The sequence below is a fragment of the Micromonospora xinjiangensis genome (assembly GCF_056150165.1).
The window spans coordinates 307,938-325,742 of the sequence record NZ_JAXCFO010000005.1 but is presented as its reverse complement, the minus strand read 5'-3'; the positions used below and the strand labels follow the sequence as shown (position 1 = coordinate 325,742).

20 protein-coding genes are annotated in these 17,805 nt (G+C 72.7%); 10 read left to right on the top strand and 10 right to left on the bottom strand.

The window, feature by feature from the left end:
• Positions 1-237: 237 nt before the first annotated feature.
• Genes SM573_RS20380 through SM573_RS20370 form a run of 3 tightly spaced genes read left to right on the top strand, consistent with a single transcriptional unit; the run spans position 238 to position 2,901 of the window.
• Positions 238-1,089 (top strand): ABC transporter permease, encoded by an 852-nt coding sequence (locus tag SM573_RS20380; RefSeq protein ID WP_474616810.1) that lies wholly within the window; start codon positions 238-240, stop codon positions 1,087-1,089.
• Positions 1,082-1,897 carry an ABC transporter permease gene (locus SM573_RS20375; protein ID WP_474616809.1) on the top strand — a complete coding sequence of 272 codons (816 nt, stop codon included), beginning with the start codon at positions 1,082-1,084 and terminating at the stop codon, positions 1,895-1,897. The genes SM573_RS20380 and SM573_RS20375 overlap by 8 nt, the downstream gene beginning before the upstream one ends.
• Entirely contained in the window at positions 1,894-2,901 is a 1,008-nt protein-coding gene (locus tag SM573_RS20370; protein WP_474613101.1) for an ABC transporter ATP-binding protein, read from the top strand. The genes SM573_RS20375 and SM573_RS20370 overlap by 4 nt, the downstream gene beginning before the upstream one ends.
• Before the next feature lie 80 nt (positions 2,902-2,981).
• Here the strand turns inward: SM573_RS20370 and SM573_RS20365 are convergent, their stop codons facing one another.
• The 4 genes from SM573_RS20365 to nadA all read right to left on the bottom strand — a co-directional run bounded on the left by SM573_RS20365 (position 2,982) and on the right by nadA (position 7,100).
• Complete coding sequence (locus SM573_RS20365; protein WP_474616808.1) at positions 2,982-3,542, bottom strand: helix-turn-helix domain-containing protein; 561 nt, start codon at positions 3,540-3,542, stop codon at positions 2,982-2,984.
• Positions 3,543-3,658: 116 nt separating this feature from the next.
• Entirely contained in the window at positions 3,659-4,261 is a 603-nt protein-coding gene (locus SM573_RS20360) for a DUF3043 domain-containing protein (protein ID WP_474616807.1), read from the bottom strand.
• Between the two features lie 70 nt (positions 4,262-4,331).
• Positions 4,332-5,735 carry a UDP-N-acetylglucosamine 1-carboxyvinyltransferase gene (gene murA, locus SM573_RS20355; protein ID WP_474616806.1) on the bottom strand — a complete coding sequence of 468 codons (1,404 nt, stop codon included), beginning with the start codon at positions 5,733-5,735 and terminating at the stop codon, positions 4,332-4,334.
• A 165-nt stretch (positions 5,736-5,900) separates the two neighbouring features.
• Positions 5,901-7,100, bottom strand: a complete 1,200-nt coding sequence (gene nadA / locus SM573_RS20350; RefSeq protein WP_474613104.1) for a quinolinate synthase NadA — start codon at positions 7,098-7,100, stop codon at positions 5,901-5,903.
• A gap of 44 nt (positions 7,101-7,144) precedes the next feature.
• On the opposite strand from nadA, the gene SM573_RS20345 reads away from it, so the two are divergent.
• From SM573_RS20345 to SM573_RS20335, 3 genes are all read left to right on the top strand, one after another.
• Positions 7,145-8,302, top strand: coding sequence for a glycerate kinase family protein (locus tag SM573_RS20345; protein ID WP_474613105.1), 1,158 nt, complete (start codon positions 7,145-7,147; stop codon positions 8,300-8,302).
• A 166-nt stretch (positions 8,303-8,468) separates the two neighbouring features.
• The gene (erpA, locus tag SM573_RS20340; RefSeq protein WP_132349169.1) at positions 8,469-8,837 is read left to right on the top strand and encodes an iron-sulfur cluster insertion protein ErpA; all 369 of its coding nucleotides are present in this window, start codon (positions 8,469-8,471) and stop codon (positions 8,835-8,837) included.
• A 160-nt stretch (positions 8,838-8,997) separates the two neighbouring features.
• Positions 8,998-9,975 (top strand): carbohydrate kinase family protein, encoded by a 978-nt coding sequence (locus SM573_RS20335; RefSeq protein WP_474613106.1) that lies wholly within the window; start codon positions 8,998-9,000, stop codon positions 9,973-9,975.
• A 37-nt stretch (positions 9,976-10,012) separates the two neighbouring features.
• Here the strand turns inward: SM573_RS20335 and SM573_RS20330 are convergent, their stop codons facing one another.
• Both SM573_RS20330 and SM573_RS20325 read right to left on the bottom strand, forming a co-directional pair.
• Complete coding sequence (locus tag SM573_RS20330; protein WP_474613107.1) at positions 10,013-10,246, bottom strand: sulfurtransferase TusA family protein; 234 nt, start codon at positions 10,244-10,246, stop codon at positions 10,013-10,015.
• The gene (locus SM573_RS20325) at positions 10,243-11,394 is read right to left on the bottom strand and encodes a cysteine desulfurase family protein (RefSeq protein WP_474613108.1); all 1,152 of its coding nucleotides are present in this window, start codon (positions 11,392-11,394) and stop codon (positions 10,243-10,245) included. Before SM573_RS20325 ends, SM573_RS20330 begins: the two co-directional genes overlap by 4 nt.
• Positions 11,395-11,585: 191 nt before the next feature.
• Between SM573_RS20325 and ctaC the strand changes: the two genes are divergently transcribed.
• Both ctaC and SM573_RS20315 read left to right on the top strand, forming a co-directional pair.
• Positions 11,586-12,551, top strand: a complete 966-nt coding sequence (gene ctaC, locus SM573_RS20320; RefSeq protein ID WP_474613109.1) for an aa3-type cytochrome oxidase subunit II — start codon at positions 11,586-11,588, stop codon at positions 12,549-12,551.
• 10 nt (positions 12,552-12,561) lie between these two features.
• On the top strand, positions 12,562-12,987 hold the full coding sequence (locus SM573_RS20315; RefSeq protein ID WP_474613110.1) for a cytochrome c oxidase subunit 4: 426 nt from the start codon (positions 12,562-12,564) through the stop codon (positions 12,985-12,987).
• A 117-nt stretch (positions 12,988-13,104) separates the two neighbouring features.
• Here the strand turns inward: SM573_RS20315 and SM573_RS20310 are convergent, their stop codons facing one another.
• The 4 genes from SM573_RS20310 to SM573_RS20295 all read right to left on the bottom strand — a co-directional run bounded on the left by SM573_RS20310 (position 13,105) and on the right by SM573_RS20295 (position 16,130).
• A complete protein-coding gene (locus SM573_RS20310; RefSeq protein ID WP_474613111.1) occupies positions 13,105-13,311 on the bottom strand; it encodes a hypothetical protein in 207 nt (68 codons plus the stop codon).
• Between the two features lie 130 nt (positions 13,312-13,441).
• On the bottom strand, positions 13,442-14,488 hold the full coding sequence (gene trpD / locus SM573_RS20305; RefSeq protein ID WP_474616805.1) for an anthranilate phosphoribosyltransferase: 1,047 nt from the start codon (positions 14,486-14,488) through the stop codon (positions 13,442-13,444).
• A gap of 86 nt (positions 14,489-14,574) precedes the next feature.
• Entirely contained in the window at positions 14,575-14,970 is a 396-nt protein-coding gene (locus tag SM573_RS20300; protein ID WP_474613113.1) for a response regulator, read from the bottom strand.
• Between the two features lie 173 nt (positions 14,971-15,143).
• Positions 15,144-16,130 carry a cytochrome c oxidase assembly protein gene (locus SM573_RS20295; RefSeq protein ID WP_474613114.1) on the bottom strand — a complete coding sequence of 329 codons (987 nt, stop codon included), beginning with the start codon at positions 16,128-16,130 and terminating at the stop codon, positions 15,144-15,146.
• Between the two features lie 108 nt (positions 16,131-16,238).
• Here SM573_RS20295 and ctaE point away from each other — a divergent pair, with 108 nt between their 5' ends.
• Entirely contained in the window at positions 16,239-16,838 is a 600-nt protein-coding gene (gene ctaE / locus SM573_RS20290) for an aa3-type cytochrome oxidase subunit III (protein WP_474613115.1), read from the top strand.
• 70 nt (positions 16,839-16,908) lie between these two features.
• Positions 16,909-17,745 carry a cytochrome bc1 complex diheme cytochrome c subunit gene (gene qcrC / locus SM573_RS20285; RefSeq protein WP_474613116.1) on the top strand — a complete coding sequence of 279 codons (837 nt, stop codon included), beginning with the start codon at positions 16,909-16,911 and terminating at the stop codon, positions 17,743-17,745.
• Positions 17,746-17,805 lie beyond the last annotated feature (60 nt).

Here is a 17,805-nt window from a genome sequence, read left to right as displayed (position 1 = left end):
GGCGTGCCCGTCGCCACGCGCCGGGGGTGTGCCGGTGCCCGCCCGGCCTCGCCCAGCCACGGTCGCGATCCGGTGACCGCCGGGCGCCCGGCCGCCGAGGACCGCGCTCCGGTGGCCGGCCCGCGTCCGCTCGCTCACGGCGTTGTCACCTCGTTGCCAATTGTCGCGCTGGGCACCCGACCTGCCGGTAGAGTCGCCCGTTCCGGCAGGGCGTGGCTGCGGATGGAGGGTAGCGGCGTGGGCTCCGTCAACGCCACTGTGGCATCGTTCACCACCTCACACGTTATCCTATGGTTCCGGACATTCTGGGCAATATCCGCATCCGGTTTCCGACGATACTCCACCTATCGGCAGGCGGCGCTCGCCGGGATCGTCACCAACACCGTGTTCGGTTTCCTCCGCTGCTACGTGCTGCTCGCGGTGGCGGGCGCGGCCGGATCCGCCGCCGGGTACGACCGCCGGCAACTCGCCACGTTCGTCTGGGTCGGACAGGGGCTGCTCACCGTGGTCCTGCTCTGGGGCTGGACGGAACTGTCCGACCGGATCCGCACCGGCGAGATCACCGCCGACCTGCTGCGGCCGGTGCACCCGGTGACCGCCTACCTCGCCACGGACCTGGGCCGCGCCGGCTACGCCGGGCTGGTGCGGATGCTGCCGCCGGTGCTCGTCGCGCCGCTCTTCTTCGACCTCTACCTCCCGGCCCGCTGGCCGACCGGGCCGCTCTTCGCCGGCTCCGTCGTCGCCGCGGTGGTGCTCTGCTTCGCCTGCCGCTACCTCGTCAACGCCACCGCGTACTGGCTGGCGGACGTGCGGGGGCCGCTGGTCCTGTGGACGCTCGGCTCGGGCGTGCTCTGCGGGCTCTACTTTCCGCTGCGGTTCCTGCCGGAGCCGCTCTACACGGCACTGTGGATCCTCACCCCGTTCCCGAGCCTCCTCCAGACCCCGCTGGACGTGCTCGTCGAACGGGATCCGCTGCCCGCGCAGTCGGCACTCGTCGCCGTCCAGCTCGGCTGGGTCGCGCTGCTGCTGACCGCCTGCCGGCTGGTGCAGCGTCGCGCCGAGCGCCGACTGGTGGTGCACGGTGGCTGACCGGCCCGGTGGCACGCTGACCGCGTACCGGGCGCTGCTCGGCGCGCAGGCCCGGTCCCAGACGGCGTACCGCACCTCGTTCGTGGTGGACCTGGTGGGCAACGTCGGCGCCACCGTGTTCGACGTGCTCACCGTGCTGGTCCTCTTCGGAGTGACGCGGGAGCTGGGCGGGTTCACGCTGCGCGAGGCGCTGGTGACCGTCGGTCTCTCCGCCGTCGCGTTCGCCACCGCCGACCTGCTGGTCGGCAACATCGAACGGATCCCCCGGTACGTCCGCACCGGTCTGTTCGACGCGGTGCTGCTTCGGCCACTCGGCGCGCTGCCCCAACTGCTGCTCATGGACCTTCCGCTGCGCAAGGTCTCGCGGGCGCTGTTCGGGCTCGCCGTCTGGGTCACGGCGGTCGCGGCCGCGGGCGTCGAGTGGACGCCGGGCCGGGCCCTGCTCGTCGTGCTCGCCCCGGTCGCCGGGGTGGTGTTCTTCGGCTCGGTCTTCGTGGCCACCGCGACGGTCTCGTTCTTCTGGGTCGAGTCGGGCGAGCTGGCGAACTCGTTGACCTACGGCGGGCGGGACTTCACCTCGTACCCCGTCACCGTCTACGGGGGCTGGTTCCGCGCGCTCTTCGCGTACGGCCTGGGGTTCGCCTTCGTGAGCTACCACCCGGCGCTGGCGCTGCTCGGCCGCGCCGACCCGCTCGGCCTGCCGGCCTGGGTGGGCTGGGCCGCGCCCGGCGTCGCGGTGGTCGCCGCCGCACTCGCCGCGGCGGCCTGGCGTTTCGGCATCCGCCACTACCGGAGTACGGGTTCATGACAGAGGTCATCGCCGCCCACGGGCTGCGCAAGGAGTTCACGGTACGCGTCAAGGCCGGCCGCCTGCGCCGCGAGAAGCGGGTCCGGGCCGCGGTCGACGGGCTGGACCTGCGGGTCGAGCGCGGGGAGGCCCTCGGCTACATCGGGCCGAACGGGGCCGGCAAGTCGACGACGCTCAAGATGTTCACCGGCGTGCTGACCCCCAGCGCCGGCGAGGTCCGCGTCTGCGGGTTGCGCCCCGTCGCCCAGCGCACCCGCCTCGCCCTGCGCATCGGCGTGGTCTTCGGGCAGCGGTCGCAGCTGTGGTGGGACCTGCCGCTGCGGGACTCCTTCGACCTGCTGCGGCACGTGTACCGGGTGCCGGCCGCCGAGCACGCCGCCCGGCTGCGCCGCTGCCGCTCCCTGCTCGACCTGGACGGCTTCCTGGACGTGCCGGTCCGGCAGCTCTCGCTCGGTCAGCGGATGCGCGGCGAGCTGACCGCCGCGCTGCTGCACGGCCCGGAGGTCCTCTTCCTGGACGAGCCGACCATCGGCCTGGACGTGGTGAGCCGGCAGGCCGTGCGGGGCTTCCTCGCCGAGCTGGACCGGGCGGGTGACACGACCCTGGTGCTCACCACCCACGACCTGGCCGACATCGAGCGGCTCTGCCGCCGGCTCGTGGTGATCGACCACGGGCGGGTCGTGCACGACGGTTCGATCGCCGAGCTGCACCGCCGCTACGGGTCGCGCCGCCTGGTCGTCGCCGACCTGGACGCCCCGCTGCCGCACCCGCCGGCGCTGGCCGGCGCGCCGCTGCACGAGGTGGCCGCGGAGGGCCGCCGGCTGGTGTACGCGCTGGAGTCGGCCGGCGTGGCGGAGGTGGTCTCCGGCCTGGCCGGCCTCGCCAGCCTGCGGGACATCTCGGTGATCGAGCCGGACATCGAGGAGGTGGTCACCCGGCTCTACCGGACCCCGGCCGACGACCCGGCCGTGCCGCAACCCCCGGCCCCCCGGTCCCCGCGGTGATCAGGAGGTTCGCGTCAGGGGGGATCAACGACGACGTGAACCTCTTGATCGCCGGGTGGGGCGCTCCGGCGGGTGAGCGGTCAGGGGTGCTCCAGCACCAGCACCGCGAAGGTCCCCGGCGCCAGCGCCTCGTACCGGTGCGGCGCGTCACCCGCGAAGACGGCGTAGTCACCCGGGCCCAGCTCGACCAGCTCCGACTCGGGGCCGACCCGCAGCCGACCGGCCGCCACGACGACGTGCTCCGCGCTGCGGGGCGCGTGCGCGTCCGCGGTACGCACCGCGCCGGGCTCCATCCGGACGAGGTAGATGTCCCGGCGGGTGTTGGGCCGCCCGGCGCTGAGCAGGGTGCCGGCGAAGTCAGCCTGCTCGGACCGGACGGCGGGGCCGTGACCGAACCGGATGACCCGCACCTCGGGCTTGGTCGGTTCGACCAGTCGACCCAGCGGCACGCCGAGCGCGTCGGCGAGCGCCCAGAGCGTCTCCACGTTCGGGTTGCCCTGACCGCTCTCCAACTGGACGAGGGTCGACTCCTGGAGGCCCGCCCGGCGCGCCAGCTCGGCGGCCGGCACCCCGGCCCGCGCCCGTTCCCGCCGCAGCGCGGCGGCGATGTCGGCCAGCGGGGGAGCCGGTTCGGCGGGCATGGTCACTCCGTCTCTGCGGCGCGTTCCGCAAGGTGGACCATGCGTACGCTACCCCGAACGGCCCGTGACGGGACGTCGCTCGGCCACCCGCCACCGCACCCGGCGACGCGCGTCGGTCAGACCCGGTCGCCGATGTTGACCTGCGGGGTGGGGGCGCGCATCCGGCGGAACGTGATCGACCGCATGATCGCGTAGAGGTAGAGCGAGCCCATGCGCTGACCCGTGTCGGGGTAGCGCTCGCGGACCAGCTTGCGGATCTTGCGCGAGATCAGGATCGAGTCGACCACCACGCCGAGCGCCAGCGCGCCCCAGAGCAGGTTCGAGACGAGCCGGACCACCGGCGGCATCGCGGCGTTGGAGCCGATGAGCACGATCAGGGCGCCGCCGAAGAACCAGGTGCCGACGTTGCGCCGGGAGTCGACCACGTTGCGGGCGAGCAGCCGCTCCGGGCCGCGGTCGCGCGGGCCGCCCTCGCGGCGGAACTCGGCCGCCGCCTCGGCGCGCATCTGCCGGCGGCGCTCCCGGGCCTCCTCCTTGGTGAGGGGCTTGGTGGGGGCCCCACCCGGACGCCGACCGACACTCGGCCGCTTCGGGGTCTCGCGCCCCTTGCCGGGCGTGTAGCCGCGGGGGCGGGCGGACGAGGACTCCTCGTCGGGCGTCACCGGGGTGACGGCCTCGTCGACGAGGTCGGCGGACTTACGGCGAAACAGCGACGGCACGCGGAAAGGGTAGCCAAACGACGGCGCCCGGTGCACATCGCGGTGCACCGGGCGCCAACTTCGGCTGACGTCACGGACGCTCGACGTGCGCGCCCAGGTCGGCGAGCTTCGCCTCGAAGTCCTCGTAGCCGCGGTTGATCAGGTCGACGCCGTACACCCGGGAGGTGCCCTCGGCGGCGAGCGCCGCGATCAGGTGGCTGAACCCGGCCCGCAGGTCGGGGATGACCAGGTCGGCGGCGTGCAGCTTGCTCGGACCGGCGATGACGGCCGAGTGCTTGAAGTTGCGCCGCCCGAAGCGGCACGGGGTGCCGCCCAGGCAGTCGCGGTAGACCTGGATGTTGGCGCCCATCGAGTTGAGCGCCTCGGTGTAGCCCAGCCGCTGCTCGTAGACCGTCTCGTGGACGATGGACAGGCCCCGGGCCTGGGTGAGCGCCACCACGAGGGGCTGCTGCCAGTCCGTCATGAAACCGGGGTGCACGTCGGTCTCCAGCGCGACCGACTTCAGCTCCCCGCCCGGGTGCCAGAACCGGATGCCACCCTCCTGGCCCGGGTCGCCGTGGCGCGGCGGCCGCAGGTCGGTCACCTCGTACTCGCCGCCGACGGACCGGAAGATGTTGAGGAAGGTCATCATGTCGGCCTGCTGGGCGCCGAGCACCTCGACGTGCCCGCGGGTGGCCAGCGCCGCCGCCGCCCAGCTGGCCGCCTCGATCCGGTCGGGGATCGGCCGGTGGGTGTAGCCGTGCAGCTTCGGCACACCCTGGATCTCGATCACCCGGTCGGTGTGCACCTTGATGATCGCGCCCATCTTCTGCAGGACGCAGATCAGGTCGATGATCTCCGGCTCGACGGCCGCGTTGCGCAGCTCGGTCACGCCCTCGGCCATCACCGCGGTGAGCAGCACCTGCTCGGTGGCGCCCACGCTCGGGTACGGCAGCGCGAACTTCGTGCCGCGCAGGCCGTTCGGCGCGGAGAGGTGCAGCCCCTCCGGGCGCTTGTCGACCGTCGCGCCGAACTCGCGCAGCGCCTGGAGGTGGAAGTCGATCGGGCGCGGCCCGATGTGGCAGCCGCCGAGGTCGGGGATGAAGGCGTGCCCCAGGCGGTGCAGCAGCGGCCCGCAGAACAGGATCGGGATGCGGCTCGACCCGGCGTGCACGTTGATCTGGTCGGTGCTCGCGCTCTCGACGTTGGCCGGGTCGAAGACGAGCTCGCCGTCCTCCTCGCCGTCGCTCACCTTGACCCCGTGCAGCCCGAGCAGCCCCCGGACCACCTCGACGTCACGGATCTTCGGCACGTCGAACAGCCGGCTCGGGCTGTCGCCGAGCAGAGCGGCGACCATCGCCTTGGAGACCAGGTTCTTCGCGCCGCGCACGCGGATCCGCCCCTCGAGCGGAGTGCCTCCGTGCACGACCAGGACGTCGTCGGTCAACGCAACCTCCAGCGCGTCGGTGCTGCCGTGTTGATTGATGGGGCCCACGATGCTCACCGCTACCCCGGATGCGGTCGGATCGAAACGGACCGCCTGCGTCGTTGCTCCGGCAGCATAGTCCTCGGTGGCGAGAATGGAACCGGTCACACCACCCGCAGAGTGTTAAACCGGTGATCCCGCACTAATGGGTGCAACGACGCTTACGTACGGTGATCAGTTGGCGGTCGGGGCCGGGGTGACCGCGCCGGGAAGCGCGAGCATCTGGTCCAGCGCCGCGCGGGCGTGACGGGCGGTGTCCGGGTCGACGGTGATCTGGTTCACCACCCGGCCGGCCACCAGCTCCTCCAACGCCCACACCAGGTGCGGCAGGTCGATCCGGTTCATGGTCGAGCAGTAGCAGACCGCCCGGTCCAGGAACATGATCTGCTTGTCCGGGTGGGCCAGCGCGAGCCGGCGCACCAGGTTCAGCTCCGTGCCGACCGCCCAGGCCGAGCCCGCGGGGGCCGCCTCGATGGTCTTGATGATGTACTCGGTCGAGCCCACGTGGTCGGCCGCGGTGACCACCTCGTGCCGGCACTCCGGGTGGACGAGGACGTTCACCCCGGGCACCCGCTCCCGCACGTCGTTGACGCTGTCGAGGGTGAACCGGCCGTGCACCGAGCAGTGCCCGCGCCACAGGATCATCTTCGCGTCGCGCAGCTGCTCCGCGGTCAGCCCGCCGTTCGGCTTGTGCGGGTCGTAGAGCACGCAGTCGTCGAGCGAGTAGCCCATCTCCAGCACCGCCGTGTTGCGGCCCAGGTGCTGGTCGGGCAGGAAGAGCACCTTCGAACCCTGCTCGAACGCCCAGTCCAGCGCCCGCTTGGCGTTGGACGAGGTGCAGACCACGCCACCGCGCCGGCCGACGAAGCCCTTGATGTCGGCCGAGGAGTTCATGTACGTCACGGGAACGGTCTGCTCCGCGACGCCCAGCTCCGTGAGCACGTCCCACGCGGCCTCGACCTGCCCCAGCACCGCCATGTCGGCCATCGAACAGCCGGCGGCCAGGTCGGGCAGGATCACCTTCTGGCTGTCGGAGGTGAGGATGTCGGCGCTCTCGGCCATGAAGTGCACGCCGCAGAAGACGATGTACTCCGCGTCCGGCCGGGCCGCCGCCTCCCGGGCCAGCTTGAACGAGTCGCCGGTGACGTCGGCGAACTGGATCACCTCGTCGCGTTGGTAGTGGTGCCCCAGCACGAACACCTTGCTGCCCAACGCGGCCTTCGCCGCCGCCGCCCGGGCCACCAGACCGGGGTCGCTGGGCGCCGGGAGGTCACCCGGACACTCCACTCCGCGCTCGGTGGCCGGGTCGCTTCCCCGACCGAGCAGCAGCAGTGCGGTGGCCGTGTTGGAGGGTTCTACCCAGGTGGAAGTCACGTTCCCCATGGTCCCACAGCGCGGGCGCGGCGCAGCTTCCCCCGATGTGTGCTGCCACACTGCTCGGCATGCGCGTGCTGCTCTGCCCGGACAAGTTCGCCGGCACCCTGTCCGCCCCGGAGGTGGCCGCCGCCGTCGCCGCCGGTTGGCACGAGGTCGCCGACGGTGACGATCTGCTGATCCGGCCGCTCGCCGACGGCGGTCCCGGCTTCGTCGACGTGCTCGCCGGCGCGCTCGACGGCCGCCGGCAGCCGGTGCCGACAGTCGACCCGCTCGGCCGCCCGACGGCCGGTGAGATCCTGCTCACCGACGACCGCACGGCGTACGTGGAGAGCGCCCAGGCCTGTGGGCTGCACCTGCTCGCCCCGCACGAGCGCGACCCGAGGTCGACCACCTCCTTCGGGCTCGGGCTGCTGGTCGCCGCCGCGGTCGAGCACGGCGCGCGGACCGTGGTGATCGGGCTGGGCGGCTCCGGCACGAACGACGGCGGCGCGGGGATGCTCACCGCGCTGGGCGTCACCCCGCTCGACGACACCGGCCGGGCCCTGCCGTACGGGGGCGCCGCGCTGGCCGCGGTGGCCGGCCTCGACGGGGCGCCCCGGCTGCGCGGTGCCGCGCTGGTCGCCGCGACGGACGTGGACAACCCGCTGCTCGGCCTGCACGGTGCCAGCAACGTGTTCGGCCCGCAGAAGGGCGCCGACCGGGCCGACGTGCTGCTGCTGGACTCCGCGCTGGAGCGCTTCGCGGCGGTGCTGGAGCGGGAGCTGCCGGGCTGCCCGCCGTCGTTGGGCACGCTCCCGGGCGGCGGGGCGGCCGGTGGTATCGGCGCCGCGATCCTCGCCCTCGGTGGGCGCTGCGAGTCGGGCATCGGCCTCGTCACCCGGGCCATCGGCCTGGACGCCGCGCTGGACGGGGTCGACCTGGTGATCACGGGGGAGGGCTCCTTCGACCACCAGTCCCTGCGCGGCAAGGTGGTGGCCGGGGTGGCCGGGGCGGCCCGCGACCGCGGGGTGCCCTGCGTGGTGCTCGCCGGGCAGGTGAGCACCGGCCGGCGGGAGGCCGCCGCGGCGGGCGTGACCGACGCGTACAGCCTGGTGGAGCACTTCGGGGGCGACGAGCACGGCCTCGCGGCGGCGCTCGGCCGGCCCGCGGAGGGGCTGCGCGAGCTGGGCGCACGGCTGGCCCGGCAGTGGAGCCGGTGAGCTGCGGGTGTGACCCACACCGCCCGGACGGACCCCGAGTCACGTCGAGGGGTCCCCGACGGCCGAAGCGGCCTACAATCAGAAATTGGAGAACAGTGGGAATCGCTGACCGGCGGGTGACGTTGGTCGGGACGACCACACCATCAGCGCGCAGGGAGAATTCCACGTGACCACGCCAGCGCAGACCGAGTCGACCGAGGCCAAGGCCCCTACCACCGTCGTCCTCACCGACGTCGCGGCGCAGAAGGTCAAGGCCCTGATCGAGCAGGAGGGCCGCGACGACCTGCGGCTCCGCGTCGCGGTGCAGCCCGGTGGCTGCTCCGGCCTGCGGTACCAGCTCTTCTTCGACGAGCGCTCGCTCGACGGTGACGTCGTCACCGACTACGACGGCGTCGAGGTCGTCGTCGACCGGATGAGCGCCCCCTACCTGGCCGGCGCCACCATCGACTTCGCCGACCGGATCGACGCCCAGGGCTTCACCATCGACAACCCGAACGCGGGCAGCTCCTGCGCCTGCGGTGACTCGTTCAGCTGAGTCGACCTCCGCGTCAACCCGACGGGGCCGCCCATGAGGGCGGCCCCGTCGTCGTGGTGTCCAAAGTTACCGGCGGGTGACGCGCGTCCACCGAGCGGACACATGCCGGTTGCCGGCCCGGTAGGCTGACCGCGCCCTGCTCCCGACCCCGAGGGTTGACATGAAGATCGCGGTGACCGGTTCGATCGCCACCGACCACCTGATGAGCTTCCCCGGCCGCTTCGCCGACCAGCTCATCGCCGACCAGCTGCACAAGGTGTCCCTCTCCTTCCTGGTGGACGACCTGGTGCTGCGCCGCGGCGGCGTGGCGGCGAACATCGCCTTCGGTATGGGGCAGCTCGGCCTGCACCCCGTGCTCGTCGGCGCGGTCGGCGCCGACTTCGCCGACTACCGCTCCTGGCTGGAGCGGCACGGGGTCGACTGCGGCTCGGTGCACGTCAGCGAGGTGGCCCACACCGCCCGCTTCGTCTGCACCACCGACACCGACATGTGCCAGATCGCCTCCTTCTACGCCGGGGCGATGAGCGAGGCCCGCAACATCGAACTCGCGCCGGTCGCCGACCGGCTCGGCGGGCTCGACCTGGTCCTGGTCGGCGCCAACGACCCGGAGGCGATGCTGCGCCACTCCGCCGAGTGCCGGGAGCGCGGCTACGCCTTCGCCGCCGACCCGTCCCAGCAGCTGGCCCGGATGCCCGGTGAGGACGTCGTCGCGCTGATCGACGGCGCCGACTACCTGATGACCAACGACTACGAGAAGTCGCTCCTGCAGAGCAAGGCCGGGCTCAGCGACGAGCAGCTGCTCGACCGGGTCAAGGTGCGGGTCACCACGCTCGGCAAGCACGGCGTGGAGATCGCCGGCCGGGACTTCGACACCATCCACGTGCCGATCGCCCGGGAGATCCGCGCTGTCGACCCGACGGGCGTCGGCGACGGCTTCCGCGCCGGCTTCTTCACCGCGCTGTCCTGGGGCGTCGGCCTCGAACGGGCCGCCCAGGTGGGCTCCCTGCTGGCCACCCTCGTGCTGGAGACCGTCGGCACGCAGGAGTACCAGGTGCGCCGGGACCTCTTCATCAAGCGCCTCGGCGAGTCGTACGGCGACGTGGCCGCCGACGAGATCCGCCCCCACCTGCTGCCCTGACCCGCGTCCCGTGCCCCGCCACCACGCGGGGCACGGGTCAGTGGACGCGGCGGACGTCGTAGGCGGGCCCGTCCGGGCCGGTGACCCGACCGACGAACTCCTGACCCCGCATCCGGCACCAGGCCGGGATGTCCACCGCCGCCGCCGGGTCGTCGGCGAGCACCCGCACCACGGTGCCGACCGGCAGCTCCGGCAGCCGGCGGGCAACCGCGATCACCGGCAGCGGGCAGCGCTGGCCCCGGCAGTCGAGCAGCTCGTTCGGCAGCGTCACAGCCCGACCACCCCCGCCTCGGCCCGCAGCGCGGCGACGATACCCGGCAGCTCGGCCAGGAACCGCTCGACGTCCGCCTCCGTGGTCTCCCGGTGCAACGAGACGCGGACGTTGCCGTGCGAGAGCACACCCATCGCCTCCAGCACGTGTGACGGGCGCAGCGTCGACGAGGTGCAGGAGGAGCCGGAGGACACCGCGAAGCCGCGCCGGTCCAGCGCGTGCAGCAGCGCCTCGCCGTCCACGTAGAGACACGAGAACGTCACCAGGTGCGGCAGCCGCCGCTGCGGGTCGCCGACCACCTCGACGTCCGGCACCTCCGCCGCCACCCGCGCCCGGATCCGGTCCACCAGCGGCGCCAGCCGGGCGGCCTCCGCGGCGGCGTCGGCGGCCACCGCGCGCAGGCTCGCCGCGGCGGCCACCACCGCGGGCAGGTTCAACGCGCCGGGCGTACGGCCCGACTCCCGCTCGTCAGCCGGGTAGGGCGACTCCCACCGGGTGCCCTTGCGGACCACCAGCAGCCCCACGCCGGGCGGCCCGCCCCACTTGTGGGCGCTGGCGGTCAGCACCGACCAGCCCGGCGGCACCGGCACCCGGCCGACCGCCTGGGCCGCGTCGACGTAGAGCGGCACCCCGGCGTCGGCGCACGCGGCGGCTGCCTCGGCGACCGGCTGGAGGGTGCCCACCTCGTGGCTCGCCGCGATCAGCGCGGCCAGCGCCACACCCGGCGCGCGGACCGCGGCCGACCAGACGTCGACGTCCAGCCCGCCCAGCCGGTCCACCGGCACCGACACGGCGTCACCCCCGTCGGCGACGTGCCGCTCGGCCGCGTGCAGCACCGCCGAGTGCTCGATGGCCGAGTGCACAAGCGTCCGGCCCACCCGGCGCCGCCCGGCCAGGCCACCCAGCACGGCGGCGTGCGCCGCGGCGGTGCCGCTCGCGGTGAAGGAGAGTTCGTCGGGGCGTACGCCCAGGGTTTCGGCGGCCGCGGCCCGGGCCGCGTCGAGCAGCTGGCGTGCCCGACGGGCTTGCGTGTAGAGCTTGCCCGGGTCCGCCCAGCCGTCGTCGAGAGCGGCCAGCAACGCCTGCCGGGCGACGGGGTGCGACGGCGTCGAGGTCGCGGCGTCCAGGTAGACCGGCGATGCGCTCACGACTGACTACGCTAGCGCGCCGAACGAGCCAAGATCCCCCGTTGGGGGTCGGACAGCCACCCCAACACGGTCCAGCCGGTCATGGTCGAGTAATCTGCGACCGTCGGTGACGCCTTTGCCGCCGGTGCTGTCGCTCCGACCGTCGGAGACCGGCAGGAAGACACCGCGGCGCGCTAGGGAGGCAGGACCAGGTGGTCGCAAGGAGTTCGGAGGTACGGCCCTCGGCCGTACGGCACAGCGCTTCTCCAGGAGCCGGCGGTGGCCGGCGGCGTGGTGCTGGTCGGCTCGCCGGGCTCGGTCTCGGCGGCGTGGCGCTGCTGGTCCTGCTCACGGGTTGTGACGTCGGCAAGACCTTCGCCGGCTTCGGCTGGCCGCAGGGCGGCATCACGCCGGAGTCCCACCGGATGTACGACCTGTGGATCGCCTCCTGCATCGCGGCCCTCGCGGTCGGCGTGTTCGTCTGGGGTCTGATCTTCTGGTGCGTGGTGCGCTACCGGAAGCGGGGCAACGACCTGCCGGTCCAGACCCGTTACAACATGCCGATGGAGTTCCTCTACACCATCGCGCCGATCCTGGTCGTCTCGGTGCTCTTCTACTACACGGCGATCGTCCAGACCGACGTGAACAAGACGAGCCGGAACCCGGACGTCACCGTCGAGGTCGTCGCCTTCAAGTGGAACTGGCAGTTCAACTACCGCGACGGCCAGGGCCCGGACGCCAACACGGTCGCCTCGACCCTCGGCACCAGCGAGGTCATCCCGATCCTGGTGCTGCCGACCGACCGGTCCATCCGGTTCGAGGAGACCAGCCGGGACGTCATCCACTCGTTCTGGGTGCCGGAGCTGCTGTTCAAGCGGGACGTCATGCCGGGCAAGATCCGTAACGTGTTCGAGGTCTCCCGGCTGGAGACCGAGGGCGCCTACGTCGGCCGGTGCGCGGAGCTCTGCGGCACGTACCACGCGTTCATGAACTTCGAGCTGCGGGTCGTGTCGCCGGAGAAGTACGACCAGTTCCTCGCGGCCAAGCGCGACGGCCGGACCACCCAGGAGGCGCTGAGCGCCATCGGTGAGGACCCGTACGCGCAGACCACCCGGCCGTTCGAGACCCGGCGTACGGAGAGCAACTTCAACCCGGCACCGGCCGGTGCGGGAAGCTGAGGGAGCGGGCATGAAGACCGAGTGGCGCATCTTCCTGATCATCGCCGTCTTCCTCGCCGGCGCGACCGTCCTCTACGGCGCGTGGACCGCCGGTGAGAGCGGCCGCGTCGAGTGGGTCGGCACCACCGCCCTGGCGCTGTCCTTCCTGCTCTGCTCGATGTGCGGCGGCTTCTTCTGGTTCGTCTCCCGTCGGATCGACCTCCGCCCGGAGGACCGGCCGGACGCGGAGATCGCCGACGGCGCGGGCGAGATCGGCTTCTTCAGCCCGGGCAGCTACTGGCCCTTCGGGCTGGCGCTCGCCGCCGCCGTCGCCGGCCTCGGCCTGGTGTTCTGGCAGTTCTGGCTCGTCGGCGCCGGCCTCGTGGCGGTCATCTTCGCCGCGTGCGGGCTGCTCTTCGAGTACTACAGCGGCACCCGGCGCACCGCCGAGCACTGACCCGGCACACCCCGGACCACGCGCGAAGGCCCGCCTCCGTCGGAGGCGGGCCTTCGCGCGTGTACGAGCTGCGGCCTCGGGTCGCCGCGGCGCCGGCCCCGCCGGGGCGCATCCGGGTCAGGCGGCGCGGCGGTGCGCGGACCGCCGGTCAGGCGTGCGGGTGAGGCGGGGAGGGTGGAACGTGAACGGCGCGATGAGGACGGCCGTGCCGCAGCGGACGCAGATCAGCTCGGGGCAGTCGAGGCCGTGCCCGTCGACGCACGGTGGCGCCTCGAACGGCGCAACACCCTGGCAGCTGTCGCAGTAGAGCTCGCGGTCCGACACGGGCGTCTCCTTTCGCGCCGGTCCGCCGGCGTGCCGTTCCGGGCGGACGGTGAATCACTCCCGTGTAGTTTGGCACGCCCCTCCGACACCTCCCGTGACGGCGGGGCGTCGGGCGGCGGGCGGGGAGCGCTCAGAGCGCCCGGGCGACGTCGATCCAGCGCTCCAGGGCGGCCGCCGCCGCGCCCGAGTCGATCGACTCGGCGGCCCGAGCCATGCCGGCCCGCAGCGCCGCCACGAGGTCGCCGTCCAGCGGCCCCTGCGTGGCCAGCGCGGCCGCCGCGTTGACCAGGACGGCGTCGCGTACGGGGCCGGTCTCCCCGGCCAGCACGCGGCGGGCCACGGCACCGTTGAAGGTGGCGTCGCCGCCGCGCAGGTCGGCGAGGGTGGCCCGGGCCACCCCGAGGTCGGCGGCGTCGATCAGCTCCTCGCGCACGCTGCCGCCCTGCGCCACCCAGACGCGGGTGGGCGCGGCGGTGCTGAACTCGTCGAGCCCGTCCTCACCGCGCATCACGAGCACCGAGTCGCCGCGGGCGGCGAACACCCCGGCCATCACCGGGGCCATGCGGGCGTCGAAGCAGCCGACCAGCCCGGCCCGCGGACGCGCCGGGTTGGTCAGCGGGCCGAGGAAGTTGAACACCGTGGGTACGCCCAGCTCGCGGCGGACGGGGCCGGTGTGCCGCATCCCCGGGTGGAAGCGGGCGGCGAAGCAGAAGCCGATGCCGGCCTCCTCCACGCAGCGGGCGACGCCCTCGGGGCCGAGATCCAGCGGTACGCCGAGGAACTCCAGCAGGTCGGCCGTGCCGCAGGACGAGGAGGCGGCACGGTTGCCGTGCTTGACGACGCGCACGCCGGCCCCGGCCACCACGAGCGCGGCCATGGTGGAGATGTTGACGGTGTGGGCGAGGTCTCCACCGGTGCCGACCACGTCGAGGGCGGTCGAGCGCAGCTCGTCGGTGAGCGCCACGGGCACGGCGCGGTCGAGCATCGCCTCGACCAGCCCGGCCAGCTCCGCCGAGGTCTCGCCCTTGGCGCGGAGCCCGACGGCGAAGCCGGCGACCTGCGCCGCGGTCGCCGAGCTGGCCATGATCTCGCCCATCGCCCAGGCGGTGTCGGCGGTGGAGAGCTCCTCGCCGCGCAGCAGCGCGTTGAGCAGGTGCGGCCAGGTCCGATCGCCCATCGCGGGCCTCCCGAGCGTGCGGATGCGGGTGGGATGAACCGGCGCCGGTCGGTCCGGCGCCGTGGCGGTGCCGGAGCGGAGGGACGTCAGGCGGGTGCGTGCGTCCGCAGCAGCTCGGCCACCGTGGTGCCGGTGGTCACCGGGTCGAGCGGGTGCACCAGGGTGGCGTCGACCTCGGCGTAGGCCGCGAGCCATCGGTCCGCGGCGCGGGCGATCACCACGCAGGTCGGGGGTGCGTCGTCCCGGTCGTCCTTGATCTGGCGGGCGATGCCGATGCCGCCGCCCGGGCTGGCCTCGCCGTCGAGGAGCAGCAGGTCGATCTCGTAGTCGTCGACCAGCCGGACGACCTCCTCGTAGGAGGACGCCTCGACGAACTCGAGCCGGAGGCCGGGCGCGGGCCGGGTGCCGACGGCGAGCCGCATGCGGTCACGGACCTGCGGGTCGTCGCTGTAGAGCAGGACGGTGCACTGACGATCGCTCATGCCGACACTCCGGTTCGCTGCGTGCTGCCGTGAGGCACCGGGCGTTCATCCGCTCGCGGCGCGCTCATGGCTCGACTGGCTCCCACCTCGTAGCTGCCGCCGATCGTACCGGTCGACGTGACACAGCCGACATCCCGCCCGCCGTCGCGCTCGGGCCGTCCCTCTGGCGCAGCTCAGGCCGCGGATTCCGCGGCGCGCTGGCGGGCCTCCTGGCGGTCCAGCTCGCGGTCGATGCGACGGGCCTCGCGCTCCGACTGCTTGATCCACTGGACGACCAGCACCGCGAGCATCGTCACACTGACGAACTCGCCACCGGCCCAGAGGATGCCGCCGGCGAGCACCTGGTCGTCCCAGGGGTCGGCCCAGCCGAGCCGCAGCGAGGGGTACCAGTCGCCGCCGAACAGGGTGCTGCTCTGCATGACGGTGAGCCCGAGCACGGTGTGGAACGGCACCGAGAGCACCATCAGCAGTGCCCGCGCCGGGTACGGCCAACGGCCCGGCAGGGGGTCCAGGCCGAGCAGCGGCCAGAAGAACACGCAGCCGGTCATGATGAAGTGCGCGTGCACCAGCTCGTGCGCCCACGCGTGTTCGAGGGTGAACCGGTAGAGGTCGGTGAAGTAGAGCACGAACGGGTTCACCACGAAGATGGCGAAGGCCACCAGCGGGAAGCTGTAGATCCGGGCGATCCGGCTGTGCACGATCGCCAGCAGCCGCTTGCGTGGCCGCGTCGGCAGCGTGCGCAGGGCCAGCGTCATCGGCGCACCGAGGGCCAGGAAGATCGGCGCCACCATCGACAGCATCATGTGCTGGACCATGTGCACGCTGAGCAGCGCCGTGTCGTAGGCGTGCAGGCCGCTGACCGTGACCAGCGCGATCCCGCCGAGGCCGGGCCCGAGGAAGAACACGGTCCGCGCGACCGGCCACGCGTCGCCGCGCACGCGCAGCCGGTGTACGCCGTAGAGGTAGAGCCCGGCGGCGAGCACCAGGCCGAACGCGAGCCAGCTGTCCAGCCTGGTCTCGGTCAGGACGGCGCTGATGGTGAACGGTGGCGGCGGCGTCTCCCCGCCCGCGGCCGGGCTCGCCGCCGCGGCCTGGGCCACGGCGGTCACGCCCGACGGGACGGCCGAGGTGGCGGCGAAGATCGGATCGGCGTGCAGCACGCTTTTCAGGCTAGGCCAGGCGAACCGGACCACCACGATCGGGCCACCCTGACCGCTGGTTTGGCCCCCCGCTGATCGCCGATGCCGGTCAGGGGCAATAATGACCGCGTGACTGCGGCCCCAGCCATTGACAAGAGCCGGATCCACTCCCTGACCCGTCCGAACATGGTCAGCGTCGGGACGATCGTGTGGCTCTCCAGCGAACTCATGTTCTTCGCGGCTCTGTTCGCGATGTACTTCTCCATCCGCGCCGCGGCGCCGGAGCAGTGGGCGAAGCACACCGAGCACCTGAACATCCCCTACGCGACCACGTTCACGGTGATCCTGGTGTTGTCCTCGGTGACCTGCCAGCTCGGCGTCTTCGCGGCGGAGCGGGGTGACGTCCACGCGCTGCGGCGCTGGTTCACGATCACCTTCGTGATGGGCCTGATCTTCGTGCTCGGTCAGCTGAACGAGTACCGCGAGCTGGTGCACGAGGGCGTGAAGATCAACGAAGACGGCTACGGGTCGATGTTCTACCTGACCACCGGCTTCCACGGTCTGCACGTGACCGGCGGTCTGATCGCCTTCATCATCTTCATGATCCGCACCACCATGGGCCGGTTCACCCCGGCGCAGGCGACCTCGGCGATCGTGGTGTCGTACTACTGGCACTTCGTCGACGTCGTGTGGATCGGGCTCTACGCCATGATCTACTGGCTCCAGTGATCTTGGCGCGTCACGAACCGCGCCGTTGCTCCGTCCCCTGAGAAGGTCCAACCGGTTAAGGACACAGGTCATGACTTCTGACAACGACCGCCGACGCGGTCTGCTCGCGCGGTTGCGTGGGCGGCCCGTGGCGCGCAGCAGGGGCCGCCGCCGGCTGGGTGCCGCGGTCCGGCTGCTCGCCGCGCTGACGCTGGCCGGCGGCGCCTACACCCTCTTCGCCCCCGGCGCGCAGGCCCAGGACAACCCGACGCTGAGCAGCGCGGCCAACGAGGGCAAGGCGCTGTTCGACGTTAGCTGCGTGACCTGCCACGGTCGCAACGCGCAGGGTGTGGAGGGACGCGGCCCGAGCCTGATCGGTGTCGGCGCCGCCTCGGTCGAGTTCCAGGTCAGCACCGGCCGGATGCCGCTGGCCCGCCAGGAGGCGCAGGCGCACCGCAAGCCCCCGCTCTTCACCGACGAGCAGACCCGACAGCTCGCCCAGTACATCCAGGAACTCGGCGGGGGCCCGCAGCTGCCCGAGGGTGAGAACCTGCACCAGGAGGGCGACGTCGCGGCCGGCGGCGAGCTGTTCCGGATCAACTGCTCGCAGTGCCACGCCTTCGGCGGTGGCGGTGGCGCGCTCTCCTCGGGCAAGTTCGCCCCGAGCCTGCGCCCGGCGACCGACCGGCAGATCTACGCCGCGATGCTCAGCGGCCCGCAGAACATGCCGGTGTTCGGCGACAACCAGCTCCGCCCGGAGCAGAAGGCCGACATCATCGCCTACATCCAGGAGACCCTGAAGCACGACCAGGACCCGGGCGGCTTCAACCTCGGCCGGTACGGCCCCTCCACCGAGGGCCTGGCGATCTTCCTGGTCGGCATCGTCGCGCTGGTCTTCGCGAGCCTGTGGATTGCGGGCAAGTCGTGACCGAGCGGATCATTCGATTCAGTGCTGTGGTGCCGCCGTTCGGCACCGCCCGTAACGAGG